The organism is Massilia oculi, assembly GCF_003143515.1.
Classification (GTDB): Bacteria; Pseudomonadota; Gammaproteobacteria; order Burkholderiales; family Burkholderiaceae_D; genus Telluria; species Telluria oculi.
Genome location: NZ_CP029343.1, coordinates 185,685 through 212,059, shown reverse-complemented (window position 1 = coordinate 212,059; position 26,375 = coordinate 185,685). Strand labels below are relative to the sequence as shown.

Sequence of the window (26,375 nt, the reverse complement as noted above, 5' to 3'; positions counted from 1 at the left end):
CCGGCGACCGTTCGGCCCGCCGTTTTCCCCGTTGATCGCACCCCGCTGGCCCCAGCACCTCTTTCGGCATACATTGACCGTGACGCTTGTTCATGGAGAAAGACGATGCTGAGTTTCCTGGTATGGTTGGTGCTGCTGTTCCTTTGCTGGCCAATCGCGCTGCTTGCCCTGGTGCTGTATCCTGTGGTGTGGCTGCTGTTGCTGCCGTTCCGTCTGCTTGGCATCGGTGTCGATGCCGTGTTCAGCCTGCTGCGCGCGATCGTCATGCTGCCCGCGCGCGTGCTCGGCTACAATCCGGCGCGCTGACGAGCTTGCCCAAGCCTTCGGCAGAATGTTCGGCAGATAACAGACTATGGCCACTCGATCTTCTACTGTGGAGCTGCGTGCTTTCATCCGGAAAGCGCGCATTGAATAGAGGAAAATGACTATGCGCCTGGATATTTACCGCAGAGCCGAACACGACGGCAAGTTCTCGTACCTGGCCGTGCCGGAAGCCAAGAACATCCCCGAAGAAGCCACCAATACCGATTGGGAGATCGAAGCCCGTGCCTTCGAGGTCGACGACAACGCCGACCAGATCGAGGATTTCGACATCGATAACCTCAACGGCCAGATCGCCGAAAAAGGGTATGCGATGACGTCGGTGCTGCACTGACATTTTCCCGGCGGTGTCGCCACCGCCAGTGCCGGCGGTAGGGTCATTCGGCCCATCTGCCGGCCCCATCCTCCCTCTTCAGCGAGTCGGCGGGGCCTCCACGGCCCGGTAGCCGATGTGGTATCCTGCGTCCTTGATCAAGAAGGCCAGCCACTCCTATGGCTGCGATGGAGGATGTGATGAAGTGGGTCGTGGTGGGTTTCTATATTCTGTCTATCCTGCACATCCATTTTCGCGGGCGGGTGCGCCTGCCGCTGCGTCGCCAGATCTTCGACCATTCGTCGTTCATGGCGCCGATCAATATTTTCATGCACAAGTTCTCGAAGGTGCCGAACACGCCCTTCATCCCGGTGAGCGAGTTCCCCGAACTGGCGCGCCTGCAGGAGAACTGGCCGATCATCCGCGCCGAAGCCGAGAACCTGCTCGCGCTCAAGAAGATCAAGGCCGCCGAACAGAACGACGATGCCGGCTTCAATTCCTTTTTCAAGAACGGCTGGAAGCGCTTCTACCTCAAGTGGTACGACGCCAGCCATCCGTCGGCCGAGCGCCTGTGCCCGCAAACCTATGCACTGCTGCAATCGATCCCCTCGGTCAAGGCCGCGATGTTCGCCGAGCTGCCGCCGGGCGGCAAGCTCAATCCCCACCGCGACCCGTTCGCCGGCTCGATGCGTTACCACCTGGGCCTGGCCACGCCGAACGACGACCGCTGCTTCATCGACGTCGACGGCGAGCGCCACAGCTGGCGCGACGGCCAGGGCGTCGTGTTCGACGAAACCTTTATCCATTGGGCGATCAACGGCAGCGAGAGCGATCGCGTGATCCTGTTCTGCGACGTCGAGCGCCCGATGCGCTACCGCTGGATGGGGGCCTTCAACCGCTGGTTCGGCCGCACCGTCATGACCGCCGCCGCCTCGCCGAATGAAACCGGCGACCAGGTCGGCCTGGTGAGCAAGCTGTTTCGCATTTCCTTCTATGCCGGCCAGTACCGCCGCCGCTTCAAGGCCTGGAACAAGACTGCCTACAACATCACCCGCGTGCTGCTGGTCATCGCGCTGGCCGCCTTCATCTACTGGATCTGATCCTGCTTAAGCCCTAGTGCGCGGGATCCGCCGCGCCTGCACAATCCCTGTGTTCCGGAAAACGGACATTCGGCCATTGTCGCTACAATGGCCGTCCTGAATCCCACACATGGAGGAAGTCGATGGCAAAAGTACTGGTTCTGTATTACTCGTCGTATGGCCACATCGAGACGATGGCGAACGCCGTCGCCGAGGGCGCGCGCAGCACGGGCGCGACGGTCGACGTCAAGCGCGTTCCCGAAACCGTCCCCGACGACGTCGCCAAGGGCGCCCATTTCAAGCTCGATCAGCCCGCGCCGGTCGCCACAGTGGCCGACCTGGAGCACTACGACGCCATCATCGTCGGCGCGCCGACCCGCTATGGCCGCATGCCGGGCCAGATGGCGGCCTTCCTCGACCAGACCGGCAGCCTGTGGGCGCGCGGCGCCCTGAACGGCAAGGTGGGTGGCGCCTTCACCTCCACCGCCACCCAGCACGGCGGCCAGGAAGCGACGCTGTTCTCGATCATCACCAACCTGCTGCACTTCGGCATGACCATCGTCGGGCTGCCCTACAGCTACCAGGAACAGATGACCCTGGACGAGATCGTCGGCGGCAGCCCTACGGCGCCACCACCATCGCCGGCGGCCAGGGCCAGCGGCAGCCGAGCGAGAAGGACCTGGGCGGCGCCCGCCACCAGGGCGAACTCATCGCCAAGACGGCCAGCAAGCTGTTCGGCTGATCCTCGCGAACCCGCCCGCTGCGCCGCTGGCGCGCAGCGGGCATGTTGAATGTTTGGTATCTTGGCGCTGTGCCGCCGCGGCGGCGATTGATGAGGCGCCAACGACATGACCACGCTGACCGATTTCCCCATCACCAAAAAATGGCCGGCCGCGCATCCCGAGCGGCTGCAGCTGTACTCGATGCCCACCCGAACGGCGTCAAGATCCCCATCATGCTGGAAGAGATCGGGCTGCCGTACGAGGCCCACAAGGTCGACTTCGCGAAAGACGAGCAGAATTCACCGGCCTTCCTGTCCCTCAACCCGAACAACAAGATTCCCGCCATCCTCGACCCGGATGGCCCGGACGGGCAGCCGCTGGCCTTGTTCGAATCGGGTGCGATCCTGCTCTACCTGGCCGAGAAGAGCGGGAAGCTGATCCCGGCCGATGCGGCGGGACGCTATCGTGTCATCCAGTGGGTGATGTTCCAGATCGGCGGGGTGGGGCCGATGTTCGGCCAGCTCGGCTTCTTCGTCAAATTCGCCGGCAAGGACTACGAGGACAAGCGCCCGCGCGACCGCTACGTGGCCGAATCGCGCAGGCTGCTTGGCGTGATCGACGCCCAGCTGGCGCAACATACGTGGATCGCGGGCAACGAATTCACCATCGCCGATATCGCGGTATTCCCCTGGATTAATGGCTTGCTGAACTTCTATGAAGCGGAGGACCTGATCGGCGCCGGGGACTTCGGCAATGTGAGGGACGCGCTGGAGCGATTCCTGGCGCGTCCCTCGGTCAGGAAGGGACTCAGGGTCCCCGCCTGATGACGTGGCGGATCAGTACGGGCTGGACGTCGGCCGCACGATGATCTCGCTGACGTCGACGTCGGCCGGCTGCTCGATGGCGAAGGCAATGGCGCGCGCAATCGCTTCCGGCTTGATCGCGCCCTTGCGGAACTCGCGCATCGTGTCGCGCGCCAGCGGGTCCGAGATCGAATCGGCCAGCTCCGACTCCACCACGCCGGGCGAGACCAGGGTCACGCGAATGTCGCCGCCCACTTCCTGGCGCAGGCCCTCGGTGATGGCCGCCACCGCGAACTTGGTGGCGCAGTAGACGGCCGCCGTCGGGCTGACCGTATAGGCGCCGATCGAAGCGATATTGATGAACTGGCCGCTGCGGCGCGCCTGCATGCCCGGCAGCACGGTGGCGATCCCGTGCAGCACGCCGCGGATGTTCACGTCGATCATGCGGTTCCATTCGTCGATCTTGAGCGCCTCGAGCTTCGACAGCGGCATCACGCCGGCATTGTTGATCAAGACGTCGAGCTGGCCGTGGCGCTCGACGGCGAAGTCGACGAAGTCGCGCATGCTTTCCAGGCTCGTCACGTCGAGCTGGGCGACGTCGGCCTTGCCGCCGGCTTCGCGGATATCGGCCGCCAGCGCCACCAGGCGTTCGGTGCGGCGCGCGCCGAGCACCACGCGGTGGCCGAGCGCGGCGAGATGGCGGGCGGTGGCTTCGCCGATGCCGCTGCTGGCGCCGGTGATCAGGACGACTTTGGACAGTTGGTCTTTCATGGTGGGCTCCGTTGTGTGGTTGGACAGTGGAGCCAGTATGGACGCGGACGCCCGCGCCGCCCATGCCGAAAAATCGCGGCGGATTGCACAATGGTCCGGATGTGAAAACGGCGCCCGCAGGCGCCGTTGACAGAGGCAGCGTGCAACGCCGCCCGGACAAATCCCGCTTACGCCTTCGATCCTGCCGGGTCGCGCGGGCGCTGGCGATGGAAGGTCAGCGGGGTATAGGCCACATTCGATGGCGGCGGCGACTTCAGGATGTTCGTCTTCATGGCGCCCACCACGTGCATCTCGCACGGCTTGCAATCGAAGCGCAGCGTGTACTTCTCGTCGCCGCTGACCAGCGTCATCGGCTCGGCCTTCACCTGGCCCTGCACGCCTTGCACGCCCTTGGCCTGCTTCGGGCACAGGTTGAACGAGAAGCGCAGGCAGTGCTTGGTGATCATCAAGGACACTTCGCCGGCTTCCTCGTGCGCTTCATACGCCGCGTCGATCAGCTGCACGCCGTGCTTGTGGTAGAAGGCGCGCGCCTTTTCGTTGTAGACGTTGGCCAGGTAGCTGAGCTGGGTGTCAGGGTAGACGGGCGGCGGTTCCACCGATGCCTTGCGCTGCGGGCGCTCCCAGGCCGCGAGGCGCGCCGCCTCGTGCGCCGCGATGGCGTCGCGGCGCAGGGCGTTGATGGCGGCGCTCGGCACGAACCACGGTTGACTGAGTTGCAGCGCGACGTGGCCGGCTTCGAACATCGTGTTGCCCAGCTTCGCCAGGCTGGCGCGCAGCCCCGCCTCGGCCTGGGCCGCCTGCTGGGCCGGCTGCAGCGCGAGCATGGCCTCGGCGCCCGACGCGATGCCATCCTCGTCGACGATGTCCAGGCGCAGGCCGCCCGCCACTTCGCTCAGGATGAGGTCGACCGCCACCTTGCGCTCGGACGACTTCTTGCTGAGCGTGGCTTCCCACTGGTGGTCGCGGTTGCGGTGGATGACGGTGCCCACCTTCAGGCCGGCCAGGCTCGGCATCGGCTCGTTCGGGAACACGCGCCAGCGCTGGCCGTCCGGCTCTTCGCCCAGCTTCTCCGCGCGGTTGGCCTGGATGCCGCAGGTGGCGCGCTTGTTCATGTAGTTCAGGCCGTCGCCATTGGCCATCGGCGCATTGGTGACGATGTCGAAGCTGTCGCCGTTCAGGCGCGCCACGATGCCCAGTTCCACCCCGACGTATTTCGGCGAATCGAAGGCGCCGATGTCCGGCAGGCGGCCCTGGGCGAAGTATTCGGTATGGCCGCGGTGGAAGTTCTTGTCGACGTCGGGGGTGAACATCACGCGGGTGCGGCCGCTGGCGGCGCGCGCGAATTTGGGACGGCGCTCGAGCAGCTCGTCCAGCAGCAGGCGGTAGTGGGCGGTGATGTTCTTCACGTACCCCATGTCCTTGTAGCGGCCCTCGATCTTGAACGAGCGGATGCCGGCATCGACCAGCGCTTCCAGGTTGCGGCTCTGGTCGTTGTCCTTCATCGACAGCAGGTGCTTGTCGTAGGCGACCACGCGGCCCTGGCCGTCGGAGAGGGTGTAGGGCAGGCGGCAGGCTTGCGAGCAGTCGCCGCGGTTGGCAGAGCGGCCGGTGTCGGCGTGCGAGATATAGCACTGGCCCGAGTAGGCCACGCACAGCGCGCCGTGCACGAAGTATTCGAGCGGCGTGTCGGTGGCGGCGTGGATCTTGCGGATCTGGTCGACCGTGAGCTCGCGCGCCAGCACCAGCTGGGAAAAGCCGACGTCGCCCAGGAATTTCGCCTTCTCCGCGCCGCGGATGTCGCACTGGGTGCTGGCGTGCAGCTGGATCGGCGGCAGGTCGAGTTCGAGCAGGCCCAGGTCCTGGATGATCAGCGCATCGACGCCGGCCTCGTACAGCTGCCAGATCTGCTTGCGCGCCAGATCGAGTTCGCTGTCGTGCATGATCGTGTTCATGGTCACGAAGATGCGCGCACGGTAGCCGTGGGCGAACTGGACCAGCGCGGCGATGTCCTCCAGCGGATTGCTGGCGTTGTGGCGCGCCCCGAAGGCCGGTCCGCCGATGTACACGGCGTCGGCGCCGTGGAGGATCGCTTCGCGGCCGATCTCGGCGGTCTTGGCGGGCGAAAGCAATTCGAGCTCGTGGGCAAGCAGGGACATGGGTTTTCCTTTGGGGCGAAGGACGAGATTATAGCGAGATGGCGCCCGCGCGTCATGCCCGGCGTGGCGTCTTGTCAGCATGGAACGATATCAGCTCGGCATTCGAGCGAACGCCGCCTGGCTGGGGCAAACCTGCATCGGCGCCGGATTTGAAAGGCTGGCCGATGGGCGGATCAGCCACAGTCCGGCGAGCCCGCCGGGCACGACCGCGCGTCATGTGTAACACGGGCGGGCAGCCGCCGCGAGGCGCTCGCGGCGCAGCGCGGCTGGGGATATCATGACGTCGCGGCGCGCATGTTAGCGCAAACGCCAGGACGCTTTCTCATGTTTCGCCCGAGAATCAAACCTTACCCGCAAAATCGGAAGCGATCCCGATGGCAAAACCGTAATCATGCTAACATCGGCGAACATTACTAACTTCTAAAGAAATTCACCGCCATGAACAAAACCAGCATCGAGGCCGTTCGCGAATCGATGGAGCAGGGCAAGCCCACCATGGTGGACGTGGCCAGGCTCGCCGGCGTCTCCGCGATGACCGTGTCGCGGGTCATGAACGGCAAGAGCCTGGTGCGTGAAAGCACGCGGCGCAAGGTGGCCGAGGCGGTCGCGGCGCTCAACTACACGCCGAACCAGGAAGCGCGCAACCTGGCCGGCTCCAAACCGATACGCGTCGGTTTCCTGTACAGCAATCCGAGCGCCGCCTACCTGAGCGAATTCCTCGTCGGCCTGCTCAACCAGTCCGGCCTCAACAACGTCCAGTTGTTCGTCGAGAAGTGCGAGGCCGGCAACCACGAGATCGAGCATACCCAGCGCCTGATCAATAATGGCCTCGACGGCGTGATCCTGCCGCCGCCGCTGTGCGACAGCGTGGCCGTGCTCGACTGCGTGGCGAAAGCCGGGATTCCGGCGGTGGTCGTGGCCTGCGGCTCGCCGGCGCCGAGCGTCGGCGCCGTCAGCATCGACGACTACGAAGCGGCCCGCTACATGGCGCGGCACCTGATCGCGCTGGGCCACCAGCGCATCGGCTTCATCGTCGGCCATCCGAACCAGACGGCCAGCGCGCGCCGCCTGGACGGCTACCGCGCGGCGATCGCGGAGAAGGGCGCCGATGCCTCCGAGGAGCTGGTGGTGCAGGGCATGTTCACCTACCGCTCCGGCCTGGACGCGGCCGAGCAGCTGCTGGGCCTGCAGGATCGGCCGACGGCGATCTTCGCCAGCAACGACGATATGGCGGCCGCCACGGTGGCGGTCGCGCACCGCCTGGGCCTGGACGTGCCGGGCGACTTGACCGTCACCGGTTTCGACGATACCGCACTGGCCACCACGATCTGGCCGGAACTGACCACCGTGCGCCAGCCGATCGCCGGGATGGCACGCGAGGCGGTGCAGGCGCTGGTGCGGCGCGTACGCGCACTGCGCGAAGACGAGGCGGCCGAGCCGGAACAGACCCGCATGGACTTCGAACTGGTGCGGCGCCAGTCCGATGCAGCGCCGCGCATCCGCCCGCCGGCGCGCCTGCCGTCGGTGGCGAAAGCGCGCTGATGGCCGTCCCAGCGTACGCCGAACGGCGTACGCGTCGGGCAAATCCGGTCGCTATGAAATCCATTTCAATAATTCGTTGACAACCGTCGAAGGCGCGTTTTAGACTGGGATGATTGCGCTAACAGTCCTGTGAAGGGCTGTTCTGCGCAGCATAATACTCAGAATAATCTGGAGACGACCATGACGGCAGCCGCCGCCCCGACGCTGGGCTACGCGACCTATCCGGACCTGCGCGACAAGCGGGTCGTGATCACCGGAGGCGGCTCGGGGATCGGCAGTGAACTGGTCCGGGCCTTCGCCGGCCAGGGCGCGCGCGTCTGGTTCCTCGACATCGCGGATGCCGCGGGCCAGGCGCTGGCCGCGGCGCTCCGGGCGGCGCCGCACGCGCCGCGCTTCCTGCACTGCGACCTGACCGATCTCGATGCGCTGGCCGCGCGCTTCGCCGCCATCGAGCGGGAGCTGGGTGGCATCGACATCCTTCTCAATAACGCCGCCAACGACGATCGCCACCACATCGAGGCCGTGACGCCGGCATACTGGGAAAACCGGATGGCGGTCAACCTGCGCCACCAGTTCTTCTGCGCCCAGGCGGCAGTCGGTTCGATGCGGCGCCAGCAGGGCGGCGTGATCCTCAATTTCGGTTCGATTTCCTGGCACCTGCCGCACACCGAGCTGGCGCTGTACATGACGGCCAAGGCCGCAATCGAGGGCCTGAGCCGCGCGCTGGCGCGCGACCTCGGGCCTGACCATATCCGCGTCAACACCGTCGTGCCTGGCGCCGTGCGCACCCCGCGCCAGGAAGCGTTGTGGCACACGCCAGAAGAAGAAAACCGCATCCTCGCCGGCCAATGCCTGCCGGCCCGGGTCGAGATGCAGGACGTGGCGGCGCTGTCGCTGTTCCTCGCTTCGAACAATGCGCGCCGCTGCAGCGGCCGCGAATACTTCGTCGACGCCGGCTGGTACGGCGCGTGACGCGAATGGAATGCCAATACGGCGCATCGCGCAAGCGCGCGCGCCGACAATAAAGGAGACAACGATGAACCAAGGCTTCACGAAGATGGGCGTCGCCATCGGACTCGGTTGCGCGCTGCTGTTCGCATCCGGCCCGGGCATGGCCGACGCCAGGAACCCCAAGATCGGCTTCTCGATCGACGACCTGCGCCTGGAGCGCTGGACGCGCGACCGCGATTACTTCATCGGCGCCGCCGAGAAGCTTGGCGCCAAGGTCTATGTGCAATCGGCCGATGCCAGCGAGCAGCGCCAGATCGCCCAGATCGAGAACCTGATTTCGCGCGGCGTCGACGTGCTGGTGATCGTGCCTTACAACGCCACGGTCCTGAACAATGCGATCCGCGAAGCGAAGAAGGCGAAAATCAAGGTGCTGTCGTACGACCGCCTGATCCTCAATGCCGACGTCGACGCCTACATCTCGTTCGACAACAAGGCGGTGGGCGAGCTGCAGGCGCAGTCGATCGTCGGCCTGAAACCCAAGGGAAACTACTACCTGCTGGGCGGGGCGCCGACCGACAACAATGCCAAGATCCTGCGCGAAGGCCAGATGAAGGTGCTGCAGCCGCTGATCGACAAGGGCGACATCAAGGTGGTCGGCCGCCAGTGGGTCAAGGACTGGAGCGCGTCCGAGGCGATGTCGATCGTCGAGAATGCGCTCACCGCCAACGGCAACATGATCGACGCCGTGGTCGCGTCCAACGACGCCACCGCCGGCGGCGCGATCCAGGCGCTGGCCGCGCAGAAACTGGCCGGCAAGGTGCCGGTATCGGGCCAGGACGCCGACCTGGCCGCCGTGCGCCGTGTGATCGCGGGCACCCAGGCCATGACGGTCTACAAGCCGCTCAAGACCATCGCCACCAGCGCCGCCCTTCTCGCCGTGCAACTGGTCCGCAATGAAAAGCCGGCCTATAACTCGCAGATCAACAATGGCTACAAGCAGGTCAGCACCGTCCTGCTCAAGCCGATCCTGCTGACCAGGTCGAACGTCGACATGCTGGTGAAGGACGGGTTCTATACCCAGGGCCAGCTGGCCGGCAAATAAGCCCGGATCTCTCCTTTCCCCGTGCCCGCTACCGCGGTCCGGGGATTTTTTCACGCCTTGGAAGTCTTGCGATGTCGGGCTATCTGCTTGAAATGAAGGGAATCGCCAAGCGATTCGACGGGGTGCCGGCGCTGGACGGCATCGACCTGGCGATCCGGCCAGGCGAGTGCGTCGGCCTGTGCGGCGAGAACGGGGCCGGCAAGTCGACCCTGATGAAAGTGCTGTCGGCGGTCTACCCGCACGGCAGCTGGGATGGCGAGATCCTGTGGGACGGCCAGCCGCTCCGTGCGCGCTCGGTGCGCGAGACCGAAGCAGCGGGGATCATCATCATCCACCAGGAACTGATGCTGGTGCCCGAGCTGTCGGTGGCCGAGAACATCTTCCTGGGGAACGAGATCACCTTGCCCGGCGGCCGGCTCGACTATCCGGCGATGAACCGGCGCGCCGAGGAAATCCTGCGCGGCCTGCGCCTGCCGGACGTGAACGTGGTGCTGCCGGTGAAGCATTACGGCGGCGGCCACCAGCAGCTGATCGAGATCGGCAAGGCGCTGAACAAGAACGCGCGCCTGCTGATCCTGGACGAACCGTCGGCATCGCTCAGCGCCTCCGAGATCGAGGTGCTGCTCGGGACGGTGCGCGACCTCAAGGCGCGCGGCGTGGCCTGCGTCTACATCTCGCACAAGCTCGAAGAGGTGGCGGCCATCTGCGACACCATCGTCGTCATCCGCGACGGCAAGCACATCGCCACCACGCCGATGCCGCAAATGAGCGTGGACCGGATCATCGCCCAGATGTGCGGGCGAGAGATGAACCAGATGTATCCGCTGCTCCCGCATGACATCGGCGACGTCGTGATGGAAGCGCGCCACATCACCTGCTACGACCCCGAGAATCCGCGCCGCAAGAAAGTGGACGACGTCTCGTTCCAGGTGCGCCGTGGCGAGATCCTCGGCATCGCCGGCATCGTCGGCGCCGGCCGCACCGAGCTGGTGACGGCGATCTTCGGCGCCTATCCGGGACGCCATGAGGGTGAGGTCTGGCTCGAAGGGCGAAAAGTCGACGCCTCGGACCCCTTGAAGGCGATCCGCGCCGGCTTCGCCCTGGTGCCCGAGGACCGCAAGCACCACGGCATCGTGCGCGACCTGTCGGTGGGCGAGAACATCACGCTGTCGGTGCTGCAGCGCTATACGCACCTGAGCCGCATCGACGACGGCGAGGAAGCCAGCGCGATTGGCGAACAGATCGCGCGCCTGGCGCTCAAGACCGCCAGCCCCGCGCTGCCGATCACGGCGCTCTCGGGCGGCAACCAGCAGAAGGCGGTGCTGGCCCGGATGCTGCTGACCGGCCCCAAGGTGCTGATCCTCGACGAGCCGACGCGCGGCGTCGACGTCGGCGCCAAGTTCGAGATCTACCGCCTGATGCTGGAACTGGCCTCGCAGGGCATCGCCATCGTCATGGTCTCGTCCGAGCTGGCCGAGGTGCTGGGCGTGTCCGACCGCGTACTGGTGCTGGGCGAAGGCAAGCTGCGCGGAGAATTCATCAACGATGGCCTGAGCCAGGAGACGGTGCTGGCCGCCGCCCTGGGCCAGGCCTGACAAGCAAATCACACCATGGATACAACGACTCTCAAGCGGCTGTTCACCCAATACAAGATCCTGGCGCTGCTGGTGGCGGTCGCCCTGATCTGGACCTTCTTCCACTGGATGACCGAGGGCGGCTTCACCTCGGCCCGCAATGTCTCGAACCTGATGCGCCAGATGTCGATCACCGGCATCCTGGCCTGCGGCATGGTGTTCGTCATCATCGCCGGCGAGATCGACCTGTCGATCGGTTCGCTCCTGGGCCTGCTGGGCGGGATGGCGGCGGTGCTGGACGTCACCCATGGCATGCCGTTGCCGCTGTCGATCGCGGTGGTGCTGGGCGCGGGCCTCCTGTGCGGCTTCCTCAACGGCTATCTCACCGCTTATGCCGGCATACCGTCCTTCATCGTCGGGCTCGGGGGCATGCTGGCCTACCGCGGCGTGGTGCTGGGCCTGACCGACGGCGCCACCGTGGCGCCGGTCTCGCCGGGCTTCGAGCAGATCGGGCAGGCGTATCTGCCGCCTGTGTGGGGGATCGGGCTGGGCGTGCTGCTGTTCGCGCTGGCCGGCGTGCTGGCCTGGCGCCAGCGGGTCAACCAGGCGCGCCATGGCTTGCCGGTGATTGCGATGTGGCGCTCGGTGTTTCGTGTGCTTCTCGTCGGCGCGGTGCTGGCCGGCCTGATCTCCACGTTCAACAGCTACGAGGGCATTCCGCTGCCGGTGCTGATTCTGCTGACCCTGCTGGGCGTGTTCAGCTACATCGCGCGCCAGACCGTGTTCGGCCGCCGCATCTATGCGGTGGGCAGCAATATGGAGGCGACCCGCCTGTCCGGCATCGACGTGCGCAAGGTGAAACTGTGGATCTTCGGCCTGATGGGGCTGATGTGCGCGCTGGCCGGCCTGATCAATACCGCGCGCCTGGCGGCCGGCTCGCCGTCGGCCGGCGTATCGGCGGAGCTGGATGTGATCGCGGCCTGCTTCATCGGCGGCACCTCGATGCGCGGCGGCGCCGGCACCGTGCACGGCGCCCTGGTCGGCGCACTGGTGATGGCCAGCCTGGACAACGGCATGTCGATGCTCGACGTCGACGCCTACTGGCAGATGATCGTCAAGGGTTTGATCCTGACGCTGGCCGTGTGGCTGGATGTGGCCACGCGCAGCAATACCCGCTGACGCGCGGCCAGGTGGCTAACGATTACGCCAGCTTCACTTCACCATCCACCAGACGCACGATCCCGAGCGGATTGCCGTCCTTGAGCGCTTCCGGCAGCAGGCCTGCCGGCACGTCCTGGTAGCACACCGGGCGCAGGAAGCGCTCGATCGCGGTCGCGCCGACCGATGTGCTGCGCGCATCCGAGGTCGCCGGGAACGGCCCGCCGTGTACCATCGCATACGACACCTCGACGCCGGTCGGGAAGCCGTTGAACAGGATGCGGCCCACCTTGCGCTCCAGCAGCGGCAGCAAGGCGCCGGCCAGCGCGTGGTCGCCCTCGACCGCGTGTACGGTGGCGGTCAGCTGGCCCTCGAGGTGGCGGGTCACGGCCAGGAGCTCGTCTTCAGTGCGGCAGGCGATGATCAGGGACACCGGTCCGAAGATTTCTTCTTCGAGCGCAGGGTTGGCGAGGAAGGTCGCGGCGTCGCACTGGTAGAGGGCGGCGCGCGCGGCGCAGCCGGGGCCTTCCTGGCTGCCGTTCGCCACCAGTTGCACGCCGCTCACGCCCGCGCGCTTGGCCGTGGCGTTGTCGTAGGCCTGATGGATGCCGGCCGTGAGCATGGTGCCGGCCGGCTTGAGCTGCAGCGCGGCAGCGGCGGCGTCGCGGAAGGCGTCGAGCTGCGGGCCTGCCAGGCCGATCACCAGGCCGGGATTGGTACAGAACTGGCCGACGCCCAGGGTCAGGGAATCGACGAAGGCGCCGGCCAGCCTGGCGCCACCCGCTTCCAGCGCGCCCGGCAGCAGGTAGACCGGATTGATGCTGCTCATCTCGGCATACACGGGAATCGGTTCCTTGCGCCTGGCGGCGATCTGGGCCAGCGCCAGGCCGCCTGCGCGCGAGCCGGTGAAACCGACGGCGCGGATCGCCGGATGGCTCACCAGATCGCCGCCGATCTGATTGCCTTCGCCGATCAGCAGCGAGAACACGCCTTCCGGCATGCCGCATTCGAGCGCCGCCTGCAGCACGGCCTTGCCGACCAGCTCCGAGGTGCCGAGGTGGGCGTTGTGGGCCTTGACCACGACCGGGCAGCCGGCGGCCAGGCTCGACGCGGTGTCGCCACCGGCCACCGAGAACGCGAGCGGGAAGTTACTGGCGCCGAAGACGGCGACCGCGCCGAGCGGGATCTTGCGCATGCGCAGGTCGGGGCGTGGCGGGGTGCGATCGGGCAGGGCCGAATCCAGGGTGGCTTCCAGGAAGTGGCCGTCGCGGACCACCTTGGCGAACAGGCGCAGCTGGTTCACGGTGCGGCCGCGCTCGCCCTCGAGGCGAGCCGCCGGCAAGCCGCTTTCCTGGCCTGCGCGTTCGATCAGCAGCGGGCCCAGGTCGAGGATGCGCTGGGCGATCGTCTCCAGGAAGCGTGCGCGCTGTTCCAGGGGCAGGGCGCGATAGGGCTCGACGGCTGCATCGGCCAGTTCGCAGGCGCGGGCCAGGTCGGACGGCGTCGCCAGGCCGAATTCGGGCTCCAGGTCCTGCTTGCGCGCGGGATCGTAGGCGCGGACGACGCCGGCGCTGCCGCGCAGGATCTGGTGGCCGATGATCATTTCGCCGCTGATATTCATGTGGATCTCCTAGTTGGAATTGGTCGGGTTGTTGATGTCATACGCAATCAGGCGCTGTTGCGGGATCGTCGATAGAACATTCAGCCCAAATGATAACGTTTTCTGTTAGCGCGAACATTTTTGTTGCAAGCGCCATCTGTATTGATTAGCATGGTTGCAAGCAATCCAATAATAAAGACAGGCAGGAGACAAGATGCGTACCACGATCGCCCGTCGACCCGGCATGGGTTGGCGCTCGACCATGGGTGTGGTTGCGACCGTGTGCGTCGCCGCCGTGGCCATGGCCGCCCCTGTCGTCCAGGACGGCGCCAGCTATGTCTGGGACAGCGTCGCGATCGGCGGCGGCGGCTTCGTGACCGCGATCGTGCCGAGCCGCAGCGAACCGGGCGTCGCATACGCCCGTACCGACGTGGGCGGCGCCTACCGGTGGCGCGCAAGAGACGGCCGCTGGACGCCGCTGCTCGACTGGGTGGGCGAGGACCAGACGGGCTTCCTGGGCATCGACGCGCTGGCGATCGACCCCGACAACGCCGCCAGGGTGTGGCTGCTGGCGGGGATCGCCTACCTGAACGGCGGGCGGACCGCCATCCTGCGTTCGAACGATTATGGCAAGACCTTCGACGTGGTCGACGTCAGCCACCAGTTCAGGACCCACGGCAACGGCTTCGGACGCCAGGGCGGCGAACGGCTGGCCGTCGACCCGGGCGCCAGCAAGCGCCTCTACCTCGGCTCGCGCCGCGACGGCCTGTTCGAGAGCGCCGACCTTGGGGCCACCTGGCAGCGTAACCCGGCGCTGGCCGTGACGACCACGCCCAACGACGTGGGCCTGAACATCGTGCTGCCGGACCCGGCGAGCGTGAAAAATGGCCGCGCGCAGCGGCTGTTCGTCGGCGTCTCGCGCTTCGGCGGCGTCGGCCCGAACCTGTACCGCAGCGACGACGCCGGCGCAAGTTTCGTGCCGGTGGCGCGCAGCCCGGCCGGGATGATGCCACAGCGCGCGGCCTTCGACGGGGCCGGCAAGCTGTACATCACCTATGCCAACGGCGCCGGCCCGCACCCGGACAAGAGCGGCAGCGAGCCGATCGACCGCGGCCAGGTCTGGCAATACGACATCGCCAGCGGCGCCTGGCGCAACGTCACGCCGGTGGGCTCGAACCGGCCGTTCGCAGGGATCAGCGTCGACCCGGGCAATCCCGGGCGGCTGGTGGTCTCCACCATCAATACCTTCATCGCGCAGGGCGATGCGCGCGGCGACCGCGTCTATGTGTCCACCGATGCCGGCGCCAGCTGGGTCGACGTGATCGCGCGCGGCTTCCAGCGCGACGCGGCCGGCGTGCCCTGGCTCGAAGGCCATGCGATCCACTGGGCCGGTTCGGTCGAATTCGATCCGCTCGACCCGCGTGCGGTGTGGGTCACGTCCGGCAACGGCGTATTCCGCACGCCCGATATCGACGCCACGCCCGCCATCTGGACGTTTACCGTGAAAGGCCTGGAAGAGACGGTGCCGCTCGGCCTGGTCAGCCTGCCGGGTGCGCCGCTGGTTTCCGCCATCGGTGACTACGACGGCTTCGTGCACGACGATCCGGCGCGCCCGGGCCGCATCCACCGGCCCGAGATCGGCACCACCACAGGGCTCGATGCCGCCGCCCGCCGCCAGGGCAGCATGGTCAGGGTGGGGGATGCGATGCTGATCACGCGTGACGGCGGCATGACCTGGACGCAGACCCTGGCGCTGCAGGGCAAGCGCGGGAAGGTCGCGATGTCGAGCGACGGCGCGACCCTCGTCCATGCGCCGCAGGGCTCCTCGACCCTGTACCGGTCGGCCGACGATGGCGCCAGCTGGACGCGGGTGGCGGGCCTGGCCGGGCGCGACCTGCGCGCCGTCGCCGATCCGGTCGACCCGAAGGTGTTCTATGCCTATGACGGCAAGGCACTGATGGCCAGCCTGGATGCCGGCGCCAGCTTCGCACCGCGCGCCAGCCTGCCGTCGGGTGGTTCGACACTGATTCGCGCGCTGCCGGGCCGCGAGGGCGACCTGTGGGTGGCGCTCAAGGACGGCGGCCTGGTGCGCTCGCGCGACGGCGGCGCCAGCTTCGCGCCGTTGGCCGGCGTCGGCTACTGCGGCGCGGTCGGTTTCGGCAAGGCCGCCCCGGGCAAGGCCGAACCGACCGTGTACATCTGGGGCAGCATCAAGGGCGTGCGCGGCATTCACCGCTCGCTCGACCTCGGGCGCAGCTGGCAGCGCATCAACGACGACGCCCACCAGTACGGCGGTCCCGGCGACGGCCACTTCATCGTCGGCGACATGAACCGCTTCGGCGTGGTCTACATGAGCACCGCCGGGCGGGGCATCGTCTATGGAAGGCCTGGCCCGGCATGAAGATATTCTTCAGCCTGCGCCTCCTGCTGGGCGCCTGCGCCTTCGTGCTGGCGGCGGGCGCGCTTGCAGCGCCCGAGATGGTGCTGCGCTACGACCGGCCGGCCCAGGACAATGACCAGGGCTGGGAGAAAGAGGCGCTCCCGATCGGCAATGGCCGCATCGGGGCCATGGTGTTCGGCCAGCCCGGCCGCGAGCACCTGCAGTTCAACGACATCACGCTGTGGACCGGCGACGACCGGACCATGGGCGCCTTCCAGCCTTTCGGCGACCTGCTGGTCGAGCTGCCAGGCCACGAGAGCGGCGTGACCGACTACCGCCGCACGCTCGACCTCGTGCGTGGCGTCCATACGGTGACCTATACGCATGGCGGGGTGCGCTACCGGCGCGAGGCCTGGGCGAGCTACCCGGCCCAGGTGATCGTGCTGCGCCTGACGGCCGACCGGCCTGGCCGCCACACCGGCGCCGTGGCCCTGACCGACCGCCATGGCGCCCACCTCGCGGTGGCGAACGGCCGCCTGTATGCGTCGGGCACGCTGGCCGGCTTCGCGCCGTCCGGCCAGGCGCCGAGCGCCAACGTGATGTCTTATGCCAGCCAGGTGCAGGTGATCAGCGATGGCGGCAAGCTGGTCGCCGACGGCGAGCGCCTCGCTTTCGCGGGCGCGGATGGCCTGACCCTGATCCTGGGCGCCGGCACCAGTTACGTGCTCGACGCCGCCCGCAACTTCGAGGGCGGGCATCCGCTGGCGCGCGTGACCGCACAGGTGGACAAGGCCGCCGAGCGGACGCCAGCGGCGCTTCTCGAGGAACACGCCGAGGATATCGGGCGCCTGCTGAAACGCGTGGCGATCGACCTGGGCGAGACGCCGGCGGAACGTCGTGCGCTGCCGACCGATGCGCGGCTGCTGGCCTACACCAAGACGGGTGGCGACCCGGAGCTGGAGGCCCAGTACTTCCAGTACGGCCGCTACCTGCTGGCGTCCAGTTCGCGCGGCTCGCTCCCGGCCAATCTGCAGGGCCTGTGGAACAACAGTCTCACGCCGCCGTGGAATGCGGACTACCACACCAACATCAACATCCAGATGAATTACTGGCCGGCCGAGGTGACCAACCTGGGCGAGCTGGCGCTGCCATTCTTCGATTTCGTCAGCGGCGTGGCCCCGGTGTGGCGGCGCGCCACGGCCGACGAATTCCGCCGCGGCGACGGCCAGCCGGTGCGCGGCTGGACCCTGCGCACCGAGTCGAATCCCTTCGGCGCCATGGACTACCTGTGGAACAAGACCGGCAACGCCTGGTATGCCCAGCACTTCTGGGAACACTATGCCTTCACGCGCGACGACCTCTTCCTGCGCGAGGTGGCCTATCCGGTGATGAAGGAGGCCAGCGCCTTCTGGCAGGACTATCTGAAGGAGCTGCCGAACGGGCGCCTGGTCGCGCCGCAGGGCTGGTCGCCCGAACACGGCCCGGTCGAGGATGGCGTCGCCTACGACCAGCAGATCGTGTGGGACCTGTTCAACAACACGGTCGAGGCGGCCGGCATCCTGCAGGTCGATCCGGAGCTGCGCGCAACACTGGCCGCCATGCGCGACCGCCTCGCCGGCCCGCGCATCGGCAGCTGGGGCCAGCTGCTCGAATGGCTGGAAGAGAAGAAGGACCCGGTGCTCGACACGCCACAGGACACCCACCGCCACGTATCGCACCTGTTCGCGCTGTTCCCGGGACGCCAGATCGATGCCGTGCGCACGCCGGACCTCGCCCGCGCCGCGCGCCGCAGCCTGGAAGCGCGCGGCGACGCCGGCACCGGCTGGTCGATGGCGTGGAAGATGGCGTTCTGGGCCAGGCTGCACGACGGCGACCGCGCCCACCGGATGCTGCGCGGCCTGCTGGCGGCGCCAGGGGCTCGCGCTTCCGAACAGGCCGGCATCTTTTCGGAGCATAACAATGCAGGCGGCACCTATCCGAATATGCTCGACGCCCATCCGCCGTTCCAGATCGACGGCAATTTCGGCGCCACCGCGGCGATCGCCGAAATGCTGCTGCAATCGCAGGGCGGCGAGCTGCACCTGTTGCCGGCGCTGCCGTCGACCTGGGCGCGCGGCGCGGTGAAGGGATTGCGTGCGCGTGGAGGTTATGAAGTGGACCTGCGCTGGGCCGATGGACGCCTGCAGGGCGCCACCGTGCGTGCGTTGGCCGGGAAGGGCGGTCCCGTCAAGGTCCGCTACGGCGCGAAGCGCATCGAGATCGATCTGGCCAAGGGCCAGGGCCGCAGCCTGGACGCGGCGCAGTTACGCCAATGACAAAAACGACAATCAAGGAGACGACCAGCATGACCATGAACCAGATCGCCCGCCGCCTGGCGCCGCTATGCCTGATGCTGGCCAGCGCCGGTGCGGCGGCCGCCGACCCCGAGCTGCCGCGGCTCGTCGAAAAAGATGGCCGGCACGCCCTGATGGTGGACGGCGCGCCGTTCCTGATGCTGGCCGGCCAGGCCCACAACTCCAGCAACTATCCGGGCGCCTTGCCCAAGGTCTGGGCGGCGCTGGAGGATGCGCACGCCAATACCCTCGAGATGCCGGTCGCATGGGAACAGGTGGAGCCGAAGGAAGGGGAGTTCGACTTCAGCTTCCTCGACACCCTGATTGCGCAGGCGCGTGAAAACGATATCAGGCTCGTCATCGTCTGGTTCGGTACCTGGAAGAACACGGGGCCGGGCTACCTGCCGGAGTGGGTCAAGTTCGACAACCGACGCTTCCCGCGCATGAAGGACAAGGACGGCAAGACGGTCTACAGCCATTCGCCGTTCGGCGAGCAGACCCTGGCGCTCGATCGCCGCGCCTTCGTCAGGATGATGGAGCACATCAGGAAGATCGACAGCGGCCACCGTACGGTGATCATGGTGCAGGTCGAGAACGAGGTGGGCACCTACGGCGTCGCGCGCGACCATGGCGAAAGGGCCGAGGCGGCCTTCCGCCAGCCGGTGCCTGCCGCGGTGCTGGCGCGCCAGAAGCCGAAGGTGGCGGGCGTGACCCAGGGCAACTGGCGCCAGGTGTATGGCGACTACGCCGACCAGTACTTCCATTCCTGGGCCATCGCCAGCTATATCGAGTCGATCGCCGGCGCGGGGCGCGCGGCGTACGACCTGCCGATGTTCGTCAATGCCGCCCTGCGCGCGCCTTCGCTCGACGGCAAGCCTGCGGCGCCGTGGAAATCGGACTTCGCCAGCGGCGGGCCGACCTGGGACGTGATCGACATCTACAAGGCGGCGGCGCCGCACATCGACCTGGCGGCGCCCGACATCTACATGCCGGAATCGAACAAGGTGACGGCGGTGCTGAAATCCTACCAGCGGCCCGACAACGCGCTGATGGTGCCGGAGATGGGCAATGCGGCGGGCTATGCGCGCTATGTGTACCAGATCGTCGGCATGGGCGCCCTGGGCGTGGCGCCGTTCGGGCTCGACTACTTCGACTACAGCAATTACCCGCTGGGCTCGAAGTTCACCGACCGCCGCATGATCGCGCCGTTCGCCAGCGTGTATGGCGTGTTCGCGCCGATGCAGCGCCAGTGGGCGCGCTGGGCCTTCGAGGGCCGCACCCATGGCGTGGCAGAGGGCGACGACCGCGCGCCGCAGACGGTGGCGCTGCAGGGCTGGAAGGCGACCGTGTCGTTCCGCGAATTCCAGTTCGGCGAGCGCCAGTACCTGAAGGACAAGAGCGAATACAAGGAAGGAACCGAGAAGCCGGGCGGCGGCGTGGCCATCGCCCAGGTCGGGGAGAACGAGTTCGTGCTCGTCGGCCAGCAGGCGCGGGTCAAGTTCGCGGGCGATGGCCCGAACGCGGGCAAGCCCTCGCTGCTGGCGCGGGTGGAGGAAGGGCGTTTCGACGCCAATGGCCGCTGGGTCATGGAGCGCAACTGGAACGGCGACCAGACGGACTATGGCCTCAACCTGCCGGCGACACCGGTGGTGCTGAAGGTCAGGCTCGGGACCTACCAGGAATAACAACGACGAAGACAGGAGATCGACAATGCGTATGTGTACGAGACAGACCCAGGTGGCAGCCGCGGTGCTGTTCCTCGCCTCCGGGCTCCAGGCCCATGCGGGCACTTTCCAGCAGACCGCCACCGGCATCGAGGTCAGGCCCGACACCGGCGCCAAGGTGGTGCGCCTGAACCTCATGAGCGACAACATCATCCAGGTGGTCAAGCTCGCCGAGGAAAACAGGAAGCTCACGCCTTCGCTGATGACGGTGGCCACGCCCTGCGCCGACAAATGCGCATTCACGGTGGCGCCGGGCAAGGATGCGGTGCAGCTCAAGGCCGGCAAGATCGCCGCCACAGTCTCGCTCAAGGACGGCCAGGTCCAGTTCTTCGACGCCGCCGGCAAGCGCTTCCTGGCCCAGGCGTCCGAGTCGATGAAACCGGTGGACGTCGGCGGCAAGCCCTTCCTGGCGATCAAGCAGGGCTTCAACCACGGCACGGAGGACGCCTATTACGGCCTGGGCCAGCACCAGAACAACCAGATGAACTACAACGGCGAGGACGTGCTGCTGGCCCAGCACAATATGATCGCCGCCGTGCCGTTCGTGGTGTCGGACAAGGGCTACGGCCTCCTGTGGGACAACAACGCGATCTCGCGCTTCGGCGACGCCACGCCCTATGACCATATGTCGCGCGACCTGGTCTTGCGCAGCCTTGACGGCAGGCAGGCCGGCCTGACCGCGCGCTACTACGTCGACGGCAAGCTGGCGCTGACGCGCCAGGAAAAGGACATCGACTACCAGTACCTGAAGGACGTGGACGAGAACTGGCCGAAGGAACTCAAGCCGGCCAAGGACCTCAAGAACGTGCGCGTGGTGTGGGAAGGCACCATGAGCAGCGACAAGCCGGGCGTGCACAAGATGCAGCTCTATTCGTCGGACTACGCCAGGCTGACGGTGGACGGCAAGGAAGTGATGGACGTGTGGCGCATGGGCTGGAACCCGTGGTACCACAACTTCGAGGTCCATTTCGAGAAGAACAGGCCGGTCAAGCTGCACCTGGAATGGAAGCCGTCGGGCGGCATGGTGGCCATCACCCACAACAACCCGCTGCCGGCGCCCGAGCGCCATTCGCTGACCATGTCGTCCGAGATCGCCGAGGCGATCAACTACCACGTGATCAGCGCCGACAGCATGGATGGCGCGATCGCCGGCTACCGCCACCTGACAGGCCAGGCGCCAATGATGCCGAAATGGGCCTATGGCTTCTGGCAGTCGCGCCAGCGCTACGAGACGCAGCAGCAGCTGCTCGACGCGCTGGGCGAATACCGCAAGCGTGGCTGGCCGCTCGATAACATCGTGCAGGACTGGTTCTACTGGCCCGAGGATGGCTGGGGCTCGCACGACTTCGACAAGACCCGCTTCCCGGATCCGAAAGGCATGGTCGACGCCGTCCACAAGCAGAATGCGCGCATCATGCTGTCGGTGTGGGGCAAGTTCTACGCCAATACCGACAACTACAAGGAGTTGGCGTCCAAGGGCCATATGTGGACCAAGAACGTCGAGAACGGCTCGCGCGACTGGGTCGGCAAGGGTTACCTGAACAGCCACTACGACCCGTACACCAAGGAGGCACGCGAGATCTACTATCGCCAGCTCAAGCCGAAGCTGGTCGACCTGGGCTTCGACGCCTGGTGGATGGACAATACCGAGCCCGACGTGCTGTCGAACAGCCGCCTGGAAGACTTCAAGCAGCTGATCGGTCCGACCGTCTACGGCGCCGGCGAGATCACCTTCAATCCCTACAGCCTGGTGAGCACCGGGGCCATGATCGATGGCTTGAAGCGCGACCAGCCCGACAAGCGCCAGTTCATCCTGTCGCGCTCGGGCTTCGCGGGCATCCAGAGGAACGCGGTGGCGGTGTGGAGCGGCGACACGGTCGGGCGCTGGAACAATCTGTACGACCAGATCGCGTCGGGCACCAATATGTCGATGTCGGGCATTCCGAACTGGACCCACGACATCGGCGGCTACGCCCAGGAAGTGCGGTTCCAGACCGGCGACGTCGGCTCGGCCCAGGAAAACCGCGCTACCCGCAGCACCGCGGCCAATCCGGAAGACATGGAAGAGTGGCGCGAGCTGAACCATCGCTGGTTCCAGTTCGGCGCCTTCACGCCGCTGTTCCGTTCGCACGGCGAGGTGGTCAAGCGCGAGATCTACAACATCGCCGCCGGCGACGACGCGATGCGCGACAATATGGTGTGGTGGCTGAAGCTGCGCTACCGTTTGATGCCGTATATTTACACCGTCGCATCCGATACCCACTACCGCTCGGGCACCATGATGCGCGGCCTGGCGATGGACTTCCCGAACGACGACAAGGCCAGGAACGTCAAGGACCAGTATATGTTCGGGCCTTCGTTCCTGGTGGCGCCGGTCTACGCGTACAAGGCGCGCCAGCGCCAGGTCTACCTGCCGGCCGGCGCCGACTGGTATGACTTCCATACCGGCGAGCGTCACCAGGGCGGCGCCACCCGCACCATCGCCGCGCCGCGCGAGCGCATGCCGCTGTTCGTCAGGGCGGGTTCGGTGATCACCGCCGGCCCGGTGACCCAGTACGTCGACGAGAAGCCGGATGCGCCGCTGACGGTGTTCGTCTACGCCGGGGCGAATGGCGTGGCGACCCTGTACGAGGACGACGGCGTGACGAATGCCTACCAGCGCGGCGAAGCCAGCCGCATTCCGATCAGCTACGACGACAAGGCAGGCGTGGTGCGGATCGGCGAGCGCGTCGGCCGCTACCAGGGTATGGTGGAGAAGCGCGAGTTCCGCGTGCGCGTCATCAAGCCTGGCGTGTCGACCGCGGCCGACATGGATGCGGCGGACAAGTCGGTGATCTATGACGGCAAGCCGGTGAGCGTCAAGCTGTAACCATGTGCCGGGCGCGTGCGCGTGCCCGGCTCTTTCGACTGGAATCCATGAACATCATTCCCTACGCGGCTGGCCTGGTCCTGGCTGGTCTCCTCGCCCTGGCGCCAGCCTGCGCGCTCGAGACGGTGGCGCCCGACCACCAGCACCTGCAGTACACCGGACGAATCGATGTCGGCGACCGCCGCGCGCCGGTGCTGAGCTGGCCCGGCACGTCGGTGGCGGCCACCTTCACCGGCACTTCGCTGGCCATCGTCCTCGACGACCAGCATGGCAAGAACTATTACAACGTCTTCCTCGACGGCGACACCGAGCGCCCGATCATCCTGCAGCTCGACAAGGGCAAGAAGCGCTATCTGGTGGCCAACGGGCTGAGGCCTGGCGCGCATCGGCTGCTGCTGACCAAGCGCACTGAGGGCGAGGAGGGCGCCACCGTGTTCCTCGGCCTGGAGCTGGACGATACAGCGTCATTGCAGCCGCCGCCGGCCAGGCCGGGACGGCGGATCGAGTTCTTCGGCGATTCCATCACCAGCGGCATGGGCAACGAAGCCCCTGACGATGGCGAGGACCATCACGGCAAGGACAAGAACAACTACCGCTCCTATGCCGCGATCGCGGCCCGCCAGCTGGGCGCCGAGGCGCATTTCACCTCGCAGGGCGGCATCGGCATCATGATCAGCTGGTTCCCGTTCACCATGCCCGATTTCTACGATCAGCTGAGCGCCGTCGGCGACAACGACAGCCGCTGGGACTTCTCGCGCTGGACGCCGGACGTGGTGGTGGTGAACCTTATGCAGAACGACAGCTGGCTGATCGGGCGCGACCACAAGCTGCAGCCGGAACCCGATGAGGCGCAGCGGATCGCGGCTTACCAGGCCTTCGTCGCGCGTGTGCGGTCGCTGTATCCGAACGCCTATATCGTCTGTGCGCTCGGCAGCATGGATGCGACCCGGCCCGGTTCGCCGTGGCCGGGCTACGTCAAGACAGCGGTCGGGAATCTCCAGGCAGCGGGCGACCGGCGCATCGATACGCTGTTCTTCCCGTTCACCGGCTATGGCAAGCACCCGCGGGTGGCGCAGCACCAGGCGAATGCCGACTTGCTGACTGCTTTTGTGCGGCAAAGAATGGGGTGGTAGGCGAGTGCGGTATCATGCCGGCCTTCATCAAGAAAGCCGCACATGCTCATCATCACCATCAAGCAGGGCAAGGAACCATCCATCCTTGCCGGCGACCCGTGGATCTACCAGTCCGCCATCGAGAAAGTCGAGGGCAAGCCGCACGAACGCAACAAGATCGGCGTCACCGCCGTCGTGCAGTCGTCGTCGCGCCGCTTCCTGGCGCGCGCCGCCTACAACGGCAAGTCGCAGATCGCGGCCCGTGTCTGGACCCTGCGCGAGGATGAAGCGATCGACCATGCGCTGATCAAGCGCCGCGTGGGCGCCGCCATCGAACGCCGTCTCGATACCTGGCGTGCGGTCGGGCCGGATGCGCTGATCCAGCTGGTCGACGGGGAGAAGGACGGCCTGCCTGGCCTGGTGGTGCAGGGCTATGGTGGCCCTGGCGGCTACCTGGTCTGCCAGTTCAACGCCGGCGGCGTCGACCTGTGGAAGGTGCCGGTAGTGCAGGCGCTGCTGGCCGCCACCGGCTGTCCCAACGTCTACGAGCGTTGCGACGCGCTGGTGCGCAAGGCCGAAGGATTGCCGTTCGCGCCGGGCGCCCTGGCCGGCGAGGAGCCGCCGCAGCGCCTGATGGTGCGCACCCGCGAGAAGCTGGCGCCGATGGATATCCGCACCGGCTTCACCTACCCGCGCTGAGGGTTTTCAGGCCAGCGCTTCCTTCGCGGCCTCCTCGGGTGTGAGGGAGTCGTAGAACTGGTCGGTGAACCATTCGATCTCTTCCTCGATATGATCCTGGGCTTGCTGGACGGTGGCGCCGCCGGCGACCAGGAAACCTTCCACTTCGATGCACCACTGGATGAACGCCAATGTTTCTTCGTCCAGTTCTTCTTCTTTCTTTGCCATATCGTTTCCCGTATCGTTGCGTGACCAGTGAACGCCGGATCGGAGCGACCGGCGTTGTAGGATTCTAACGCAGCCGGATGTCGCGGCCAATGCTCGCCGCCACACCGGCCTGACCGGCGATTGCCTTGTCATAGATATAAAAAGCCGCCCGCGGTGCGCGTCATCATACTCCCTCTATCGACGCACATTCAGGGAGGTCGCGATGAAATTGTTCTTGGCGCGTGCAGCGATCGCCGGCTCGGTCCTCGGGCTGACAGCTTGCGCAGCATTCGATTGGTGGCCGCAGCCGACGGCCAATGCGGGTGCAGAGACACGGCAGCCGGCGGATGCGGCCGCCGGCGGTCCGGCAACCTATCCGCGTCACCCTGATGGCGCGTCGACCGTCATCTCCAGCTCAATGGACACTTCCGCTGCCGCCGTGGCGACGGCGCCGTCCCCGGTGCCCGACGTCGCAGCACCGGCCGCTGCGACCGGGCTCGACAGCGCCTCCATGGTCGACATGCTCGGCATGGCCTGGCAAGGTCTCAAGCGGCCGCAGCCGGTCGACCCGGCCATCGAGAAATACCTCGGCGGTTTCGGTGTCGTGGTCGACATGCTGCAAAGAGGCTTCGATGCCCGGGCGGCGCGTGAGGCGTATGCCGGCGTCGCGCGGCTGCGCGACGCCATGGGGCCTGGTGAGACCAGGATCATCCAAATCCGGCAGCGAGCGGACGGCCGGGTCCAGGTCCATGAAGTCCCCGGCCGCTTCGCGCCGATCGTGAAGAACCCGGGCGAGAAGGTCATCGAGTCGGAGATCGTCACGCCCGCAGTCGTCGTGCAGCGCGACGGCAGCCTGCGGCACATCTTTACCTCCAGAGGCGCGCTCACGCAAAAGGCGAGGGCCAGCTATGACCAGGAGTGGCCGGCGTTCTACAAGCGCTCCGATGCGGCGATCGCCGCCATCCTGGCGAAAGGCTGAC

At 66.6% G+C, this 26,375-nt stretch carries 19 protein-coding genes and 2 pseudogenes; 17 read left to right on the top strand and 4 right to left on the bottom strand.

What is annotated here, in order from left to right; all coding sequences use genetic code 11:
- The first annotated feature begins 105 nt into the window (after positions 1-105).
- The 5 genes and pseudogenes from DIR46_RS00910 to DIR46_RS00890 all read left to right on the top strand — a co-directional run bounded on the left by DIR46_RS00910 (position 106) and on the right by DIR46_RS00890 (position 3,259).
- Complete coding sequence (locus tag DIR46_RS00910; protein ID WP_109343564.1) at positions 106-306, top strand: hypothetical protein; 201 nt, start codon at positions 106-108, stop codon at positions 304-306.
- A 121-nt stretch (positions 307-427) separates the two neighbouring features.
- Positions 428-655, top strand: coding sequence for a DUF6139 family protein (locus DIR46_RS00905; protein ID WP_109343563.1), 228 nt, complete (start codon positions 428-430; stop codon positions 653-655).
- 179 nt (positions 656-834) lie between these two features.
- Positions 835-1,734, top strand: coding sequence for a lipid A hydroxylase LpxO (gene lpxO / locus DIR46_RS00900; protein ID WP_109343562.1), 900 nt, complete (start codon positions 835-837; stop codon positions 1,732-1,734).
- Positions 1,735-1,856: 122 nt separating this feature from the next.
- A pseudogene (gene wrbA, locus DIR46_RS00895) lies at positions 1,857-2,455 on the top strand (NAD(P)H:quinone oxidoreductase).
- Positions 2,456-2,561: 106 nt separating this feature from the next.
- Positions 2,562-3,259: pseudogene (locus DIR46_RS00890) on the top strand (glutathione binding-like protein).
- A gap of 12 nt (positions 3,260-3,271) precedes the next feature.
- Here DIR46_RS00890 and DIR46_RS00885 read toward each other — a convergent pair.
- Positions 3,272-4,009 (bottom strand): SDR family oxidoreductase, encoded by a 738-nt coding sequence (locus tag DIR46_RS00885; RefSeq protein ID WP_109343561.1) that lies wholly within the window; start codon positions 4,007-4,009, stop codon positions 3,272-3,274.
- A 167-nt stretch (positions 4,010-4,176) separates the two neighbouring features.
- A complete protein-coding gene (locus DIR46_RS00880; RefSeq protein WP_109343560.1) occupies positions 4,177-6,165 on the bottom strand; it encodes a peptidase U32 family protein in 1,989 nt (662 codons plus the stop codon).
- A 438-nt stretch (positions 6,166-6,603) separates the two neighbouring features.
- Between DIR46_RS00880 and DIR46_RS00875 the strand changes: the two genes are divergently transcribed.
- From DIR46_RS00875 to DIR46_RS00855, 5 genes are all read left to right on the top strand, one after another.
- Positions 6,604-7,707, top strand: a complete 1,104-nt coding sequence (locus DIR46_RS00875) for a LacI family DNA-binding transcriptional regulator (protein ID WP_109343559.1) — start codon at positions 6,604-6,606, stop codon at positions 7,705-7,707.
- 180 nt (positions 7,708-7,887) lie between these two features.
- Positions 7,888-8,679, top strand: coding sequence for a D-xylose 1-dehydrogenase (gene xylB, locus DIR46_RS00870; protein WP_109343558.1), 792 nt, complete (start codon positions 7,888-7,890; stop codon positions 8,677-8,679).
- 64 nt (positions 8,680-8,743) lie between these two features.
- Positions 8,744-9,760, top strand: coding sequence for a D-xylose ABC transporter substrate-binding protein (gene xylF / locus DIR46_RS00865; protein ID WP_205289055.1), 1,017 nt, complete (start codon positions 8,744-8,746; stop codon positions 9,758-9,760).
- Between the two features lie 71 nt (positions 9,761-9,831).
- Positions 9,832-11,355 carry a D-xylose ABC transporter ATP-binding protein gene (gene xylG, locus DIR46_RS00860; protein ID WP_109343557.1) on the top strand — a complete coding sequence of 508 codons (1,524 nt, stop codon included), beginning with the start codon at positions 9,832-9,834 and terminating at the stop codon, positions 11,353-11,355.
- Positions 11,356-11,370: 15 nt separating this feature from the next.
- The gene (locus tag DIR46_RS00855; protein ID WP_109343556.1) at positions 11,371-12,513 is read left to right on the top strand and encodes a sugar ABC transporter permease; all 1,143 of its coding nucleotides are present in this window, start codon (positions 11,371-11,373) and stop codon (positions 12,511-12,513) included.
- A gap of 22 nt (positions 12,514-12,535) precedes the next feature.
- Here DIR46_RS00855 and DIR46_RS00850 read toward each other — a convergent pair whose 3' ends face one another.
- Positions 12,536-14,113, bottom strand: coding sequence for an aldehyde dehydrogenase (NADP(+)) (locus tag DIR46_RS00850; RefSeq protein ID WP_109343555.1), 1,578 nt, complete (start codon positions 14,111-14,113; stop codon positions 12,536-12,538).
- A gap of 193 nt (positions 14,114-14,306) precedes the next feature.
- On the opposite strand from DIR46_RS00850, the gene DIR46_RS00845 reads away from it, so the two are divergent.
- The 6 genes from DIR46_RS00845 to DIR46_RS00820 are packed head-to-tail and all read left to right on the top strand — an operon-like array spanning position 14,307 to position 25,209.
- Complete coding sequence (locus DIR46_RS00845) at positions 14,307-16,493, top strand: beta propeller repeat protein (RefSeq protein ID WP_109343554.1); 2,187 nt, start codon at positions 14,307-14,309, stop codon at positions 16,491-16,493.
- Positions 16,490-18,787 (top strand): glycoside hydrolase family 95 protein, encoded by a 2,298-nt coding sequence (locus DIR46_RS00840; protein ID WP_109343553.1) that lies wholly within the window; start codon positions 16,490-16,492, stop codon positions 18,785-18,787. Before DIR46_RS00845 ends, DIR46_RS00840 begins: the two co-directional genes overlap by 4 nt.
- A gap of 35 nt (positions 18,788-18,822) precedes the next feature.
- Complete coding sequence (locus DIR46_RS00835) at positions 18,823-20,490, top strand: GH35 family beta-galactosidase (RefSeq protein WP_229446448.1); 1,668 nt, start codon at positions 18,823-18,825, stop codon at positions 20,488-20,490.
- Between the two features lie 31 nt (positions 20,491-20,521).
- Entirely contained in the window at positions 20,522-23,398 is a 2,877-nt protein-coding gene (locus DIR46_RS00830; protein ID WP_109343551.1) for a glycoside hydrolase family 31 protein, read from the top strand.
- A gap of 47 nt (positions 23,399-23,445) precedes the next feature.
- Entirely contained in the window at positions 23,446-24,531 is a 1,086-nt protein-coding gene (locus DIR46_RS00825; RefSeq protein WP_109343550.1) for an SGNH/GDSL hydrolase family protein, read from the top strand.
- Between the two features lie 42 nt (positions 24,532-24,573).
- Complete coding sequence (locus DIR46_RS00820) at positions 24,574-25,209, top strand: class I SAM-dependent rRNA methyltransferase (protein WP_109343549.1); 636 nt, start codon at positions 24,574-24,576, stop codon at positions 25,207-25,209.
- A 6-nt stretch (positions 25,210-25,215) separates the two neighbouring features.
- Here the strand turns inward: DIR46_RS00820 and DIR46_RS00815 are convergent, their stop codons facing one another.
- Entirely contained in the window at positions 25,216-25,416 is a 201-nt protein-coding gene (locus DIR46_RS00815; protein ID WP_109343548.1) for a hypothetical protein, read from the bottom strand.
- Between the two features lie 202 nt (positions 25,417-25,618).
- On the opposite strand from DIR46_RS00815, the gene DIR46_RS00810 reads away from it, so the two are divergent.
- On the top strand, positions 25,619-26,374 hold the full coding sequence (locus DIR46_RS00810) for a hypothetical protein (protein WP_162819357.1): 756 nt from the start codon (positions 25,619-25,621) through the stop codon (positions 26,372-26,374).
- Position 26,375: the final 1 nt, after the last annotated feature.

What these genes read in the sequence shown, in the direction of transcription:
- DIR46_RS00910 (WP_109343564.1), top strand. Translation starts at nt 106, where the DNA reads ATGCTGAGTTTCCTGGTATGGTTGGTGCTGCTGTTCCTTTGCTGGCCA.
- DIR46_RS00905 (WP_109343563.1), top strand. Translation starts at nt 428, where the DNA reads ATGCGCCTGGATATTTACCGCAGAGCCGAACACGACGGCAAGTTCTCG.
- lpxO (WP_109343562.1), top strand. Translation starts at nt 835, where the DNA reads ATGAAGTGGGTCGTGGTGGGTTTCTATATTCTGTCTATCCTGCACATC.
- DIR46_RS00885 (WP_109343561.1), bottom strand. Translation starts at nt 4,009, where the DNA reads ATGAAAGACCAACTGTCCAAAGTCGTCCTGATCACCGGCGCCAGCAGC.
- DIR46_RS00880 (WP_109343560.1), bottom strand. Translation starts at nt 6,165, where the DNA reads ATGTCCCTGCTTGCCCACGAGCTCGAATTGCTTTCGCCCGCCAAGACC.
- DIR46_RS00875 (WP_109343559.1), top strand. Translation starts at nt 6,604, where the DNA reads ATGAACAAAACCAGCATCGAGGCCGTTCGCGAATCGATGGAGCAGGGC.
- xylB (WP_109343558.1), top strand. Translation starts at nt 7,888, where the DNA reads ATGACGGCAGCCGCCGCCCCGACGCTGGGCTACGCGACCTATCCGGAC.
- xylF (WP_205289055.1), top strand. Translation starts at nt 8,744, where the DNA reads ATGAACCAAGGCTTCACGAAGATGGGCGTCGCCATCGGACTCGGTTGC.
- xylG (WP_109343557.1), top strand. Translation starts at nt 9,832, where the DNA reads ATGTCGGGCTATCTGCTTGAAATGAAGGGAATCGCCAAGCGATTCGAC.
- DIR46_RS00855 (WP_109343556.1), top strand. Translation starts at nt 11,371, where the DNA reads ATGGATACAACGACTCTCAAGCGGCTGTTCACCCAATACAAGATCCTG.
- DIR46_RS00850 (WP_109343555.1), bottom strand. Translation starts at nt 14,113, where the DNA reads ATGAATATCAGCGGCGAAATGATCATCGGCCACCAGATCCTGCGCGGC.
- DIR46_RS00845 (WP_109343554.1), top strand. Translation starts at nt 14,307, where the DNA reads ATGCGTACCACGATCGCCCGTCGACCCGGCATGGGTTGGCGCTCGACC.
- DIR46_RS00840 (WP_109343553.1), top strand. Translation starts at nt 16,490, where the DNA reads ATGAAGATATTCTTCAGCCTGCGCCTCCTGCTGGGCGCCTGCGCCTTC.
- DIR46_RS00835 (WP_229446448.1), top strand. Translation starts at nt 18,823, where the DNA reads ATGAACCAGATCGCCCGCCGCCTGGCGCCGCTATGCCTGATGCTGGCC.
- DIR46_RS00830 (WP_109343551.1), top strand. Translation starts at nt 20,522, where the DNA reads ATGTGTACGAGACAGACCCAGGTGGCAGCCGCGGTGCTGTTCCTCGCC.
- DIR46_RS00825 (WP_109343550.1), top strand. Translation starts at nt 23,446, where the DNA reads ATGAACATCATTCCCTACGCGGCTGGCCTGGTCCTGGCTGGTCTCCTC.
- DIR46_RS00820 (WP_109343549.1), top strand. Translation starts at nt 24,574, where the DNA reads ATGCTCATCATCACCATCAAGCAGGGCAAGGAACCATCCATCCTTGCC.
- DIR46_RS00815 (WP_109343548.1), bottom strand. Translation starts at nt 25,416, where the DNA reads ATGGCAAAGAAAGAAGAAGAACTGGACGAAGAAACATTGGCGTTCATC.
- DIR46_RS00810 (WP_162819357.1), top strand. Translation starts at nt 25,619, where the DNA reads ATGAAATTGTTCTTGGCGCGTGCAGCGATCGCCGGCTCGGTCCTCGGG.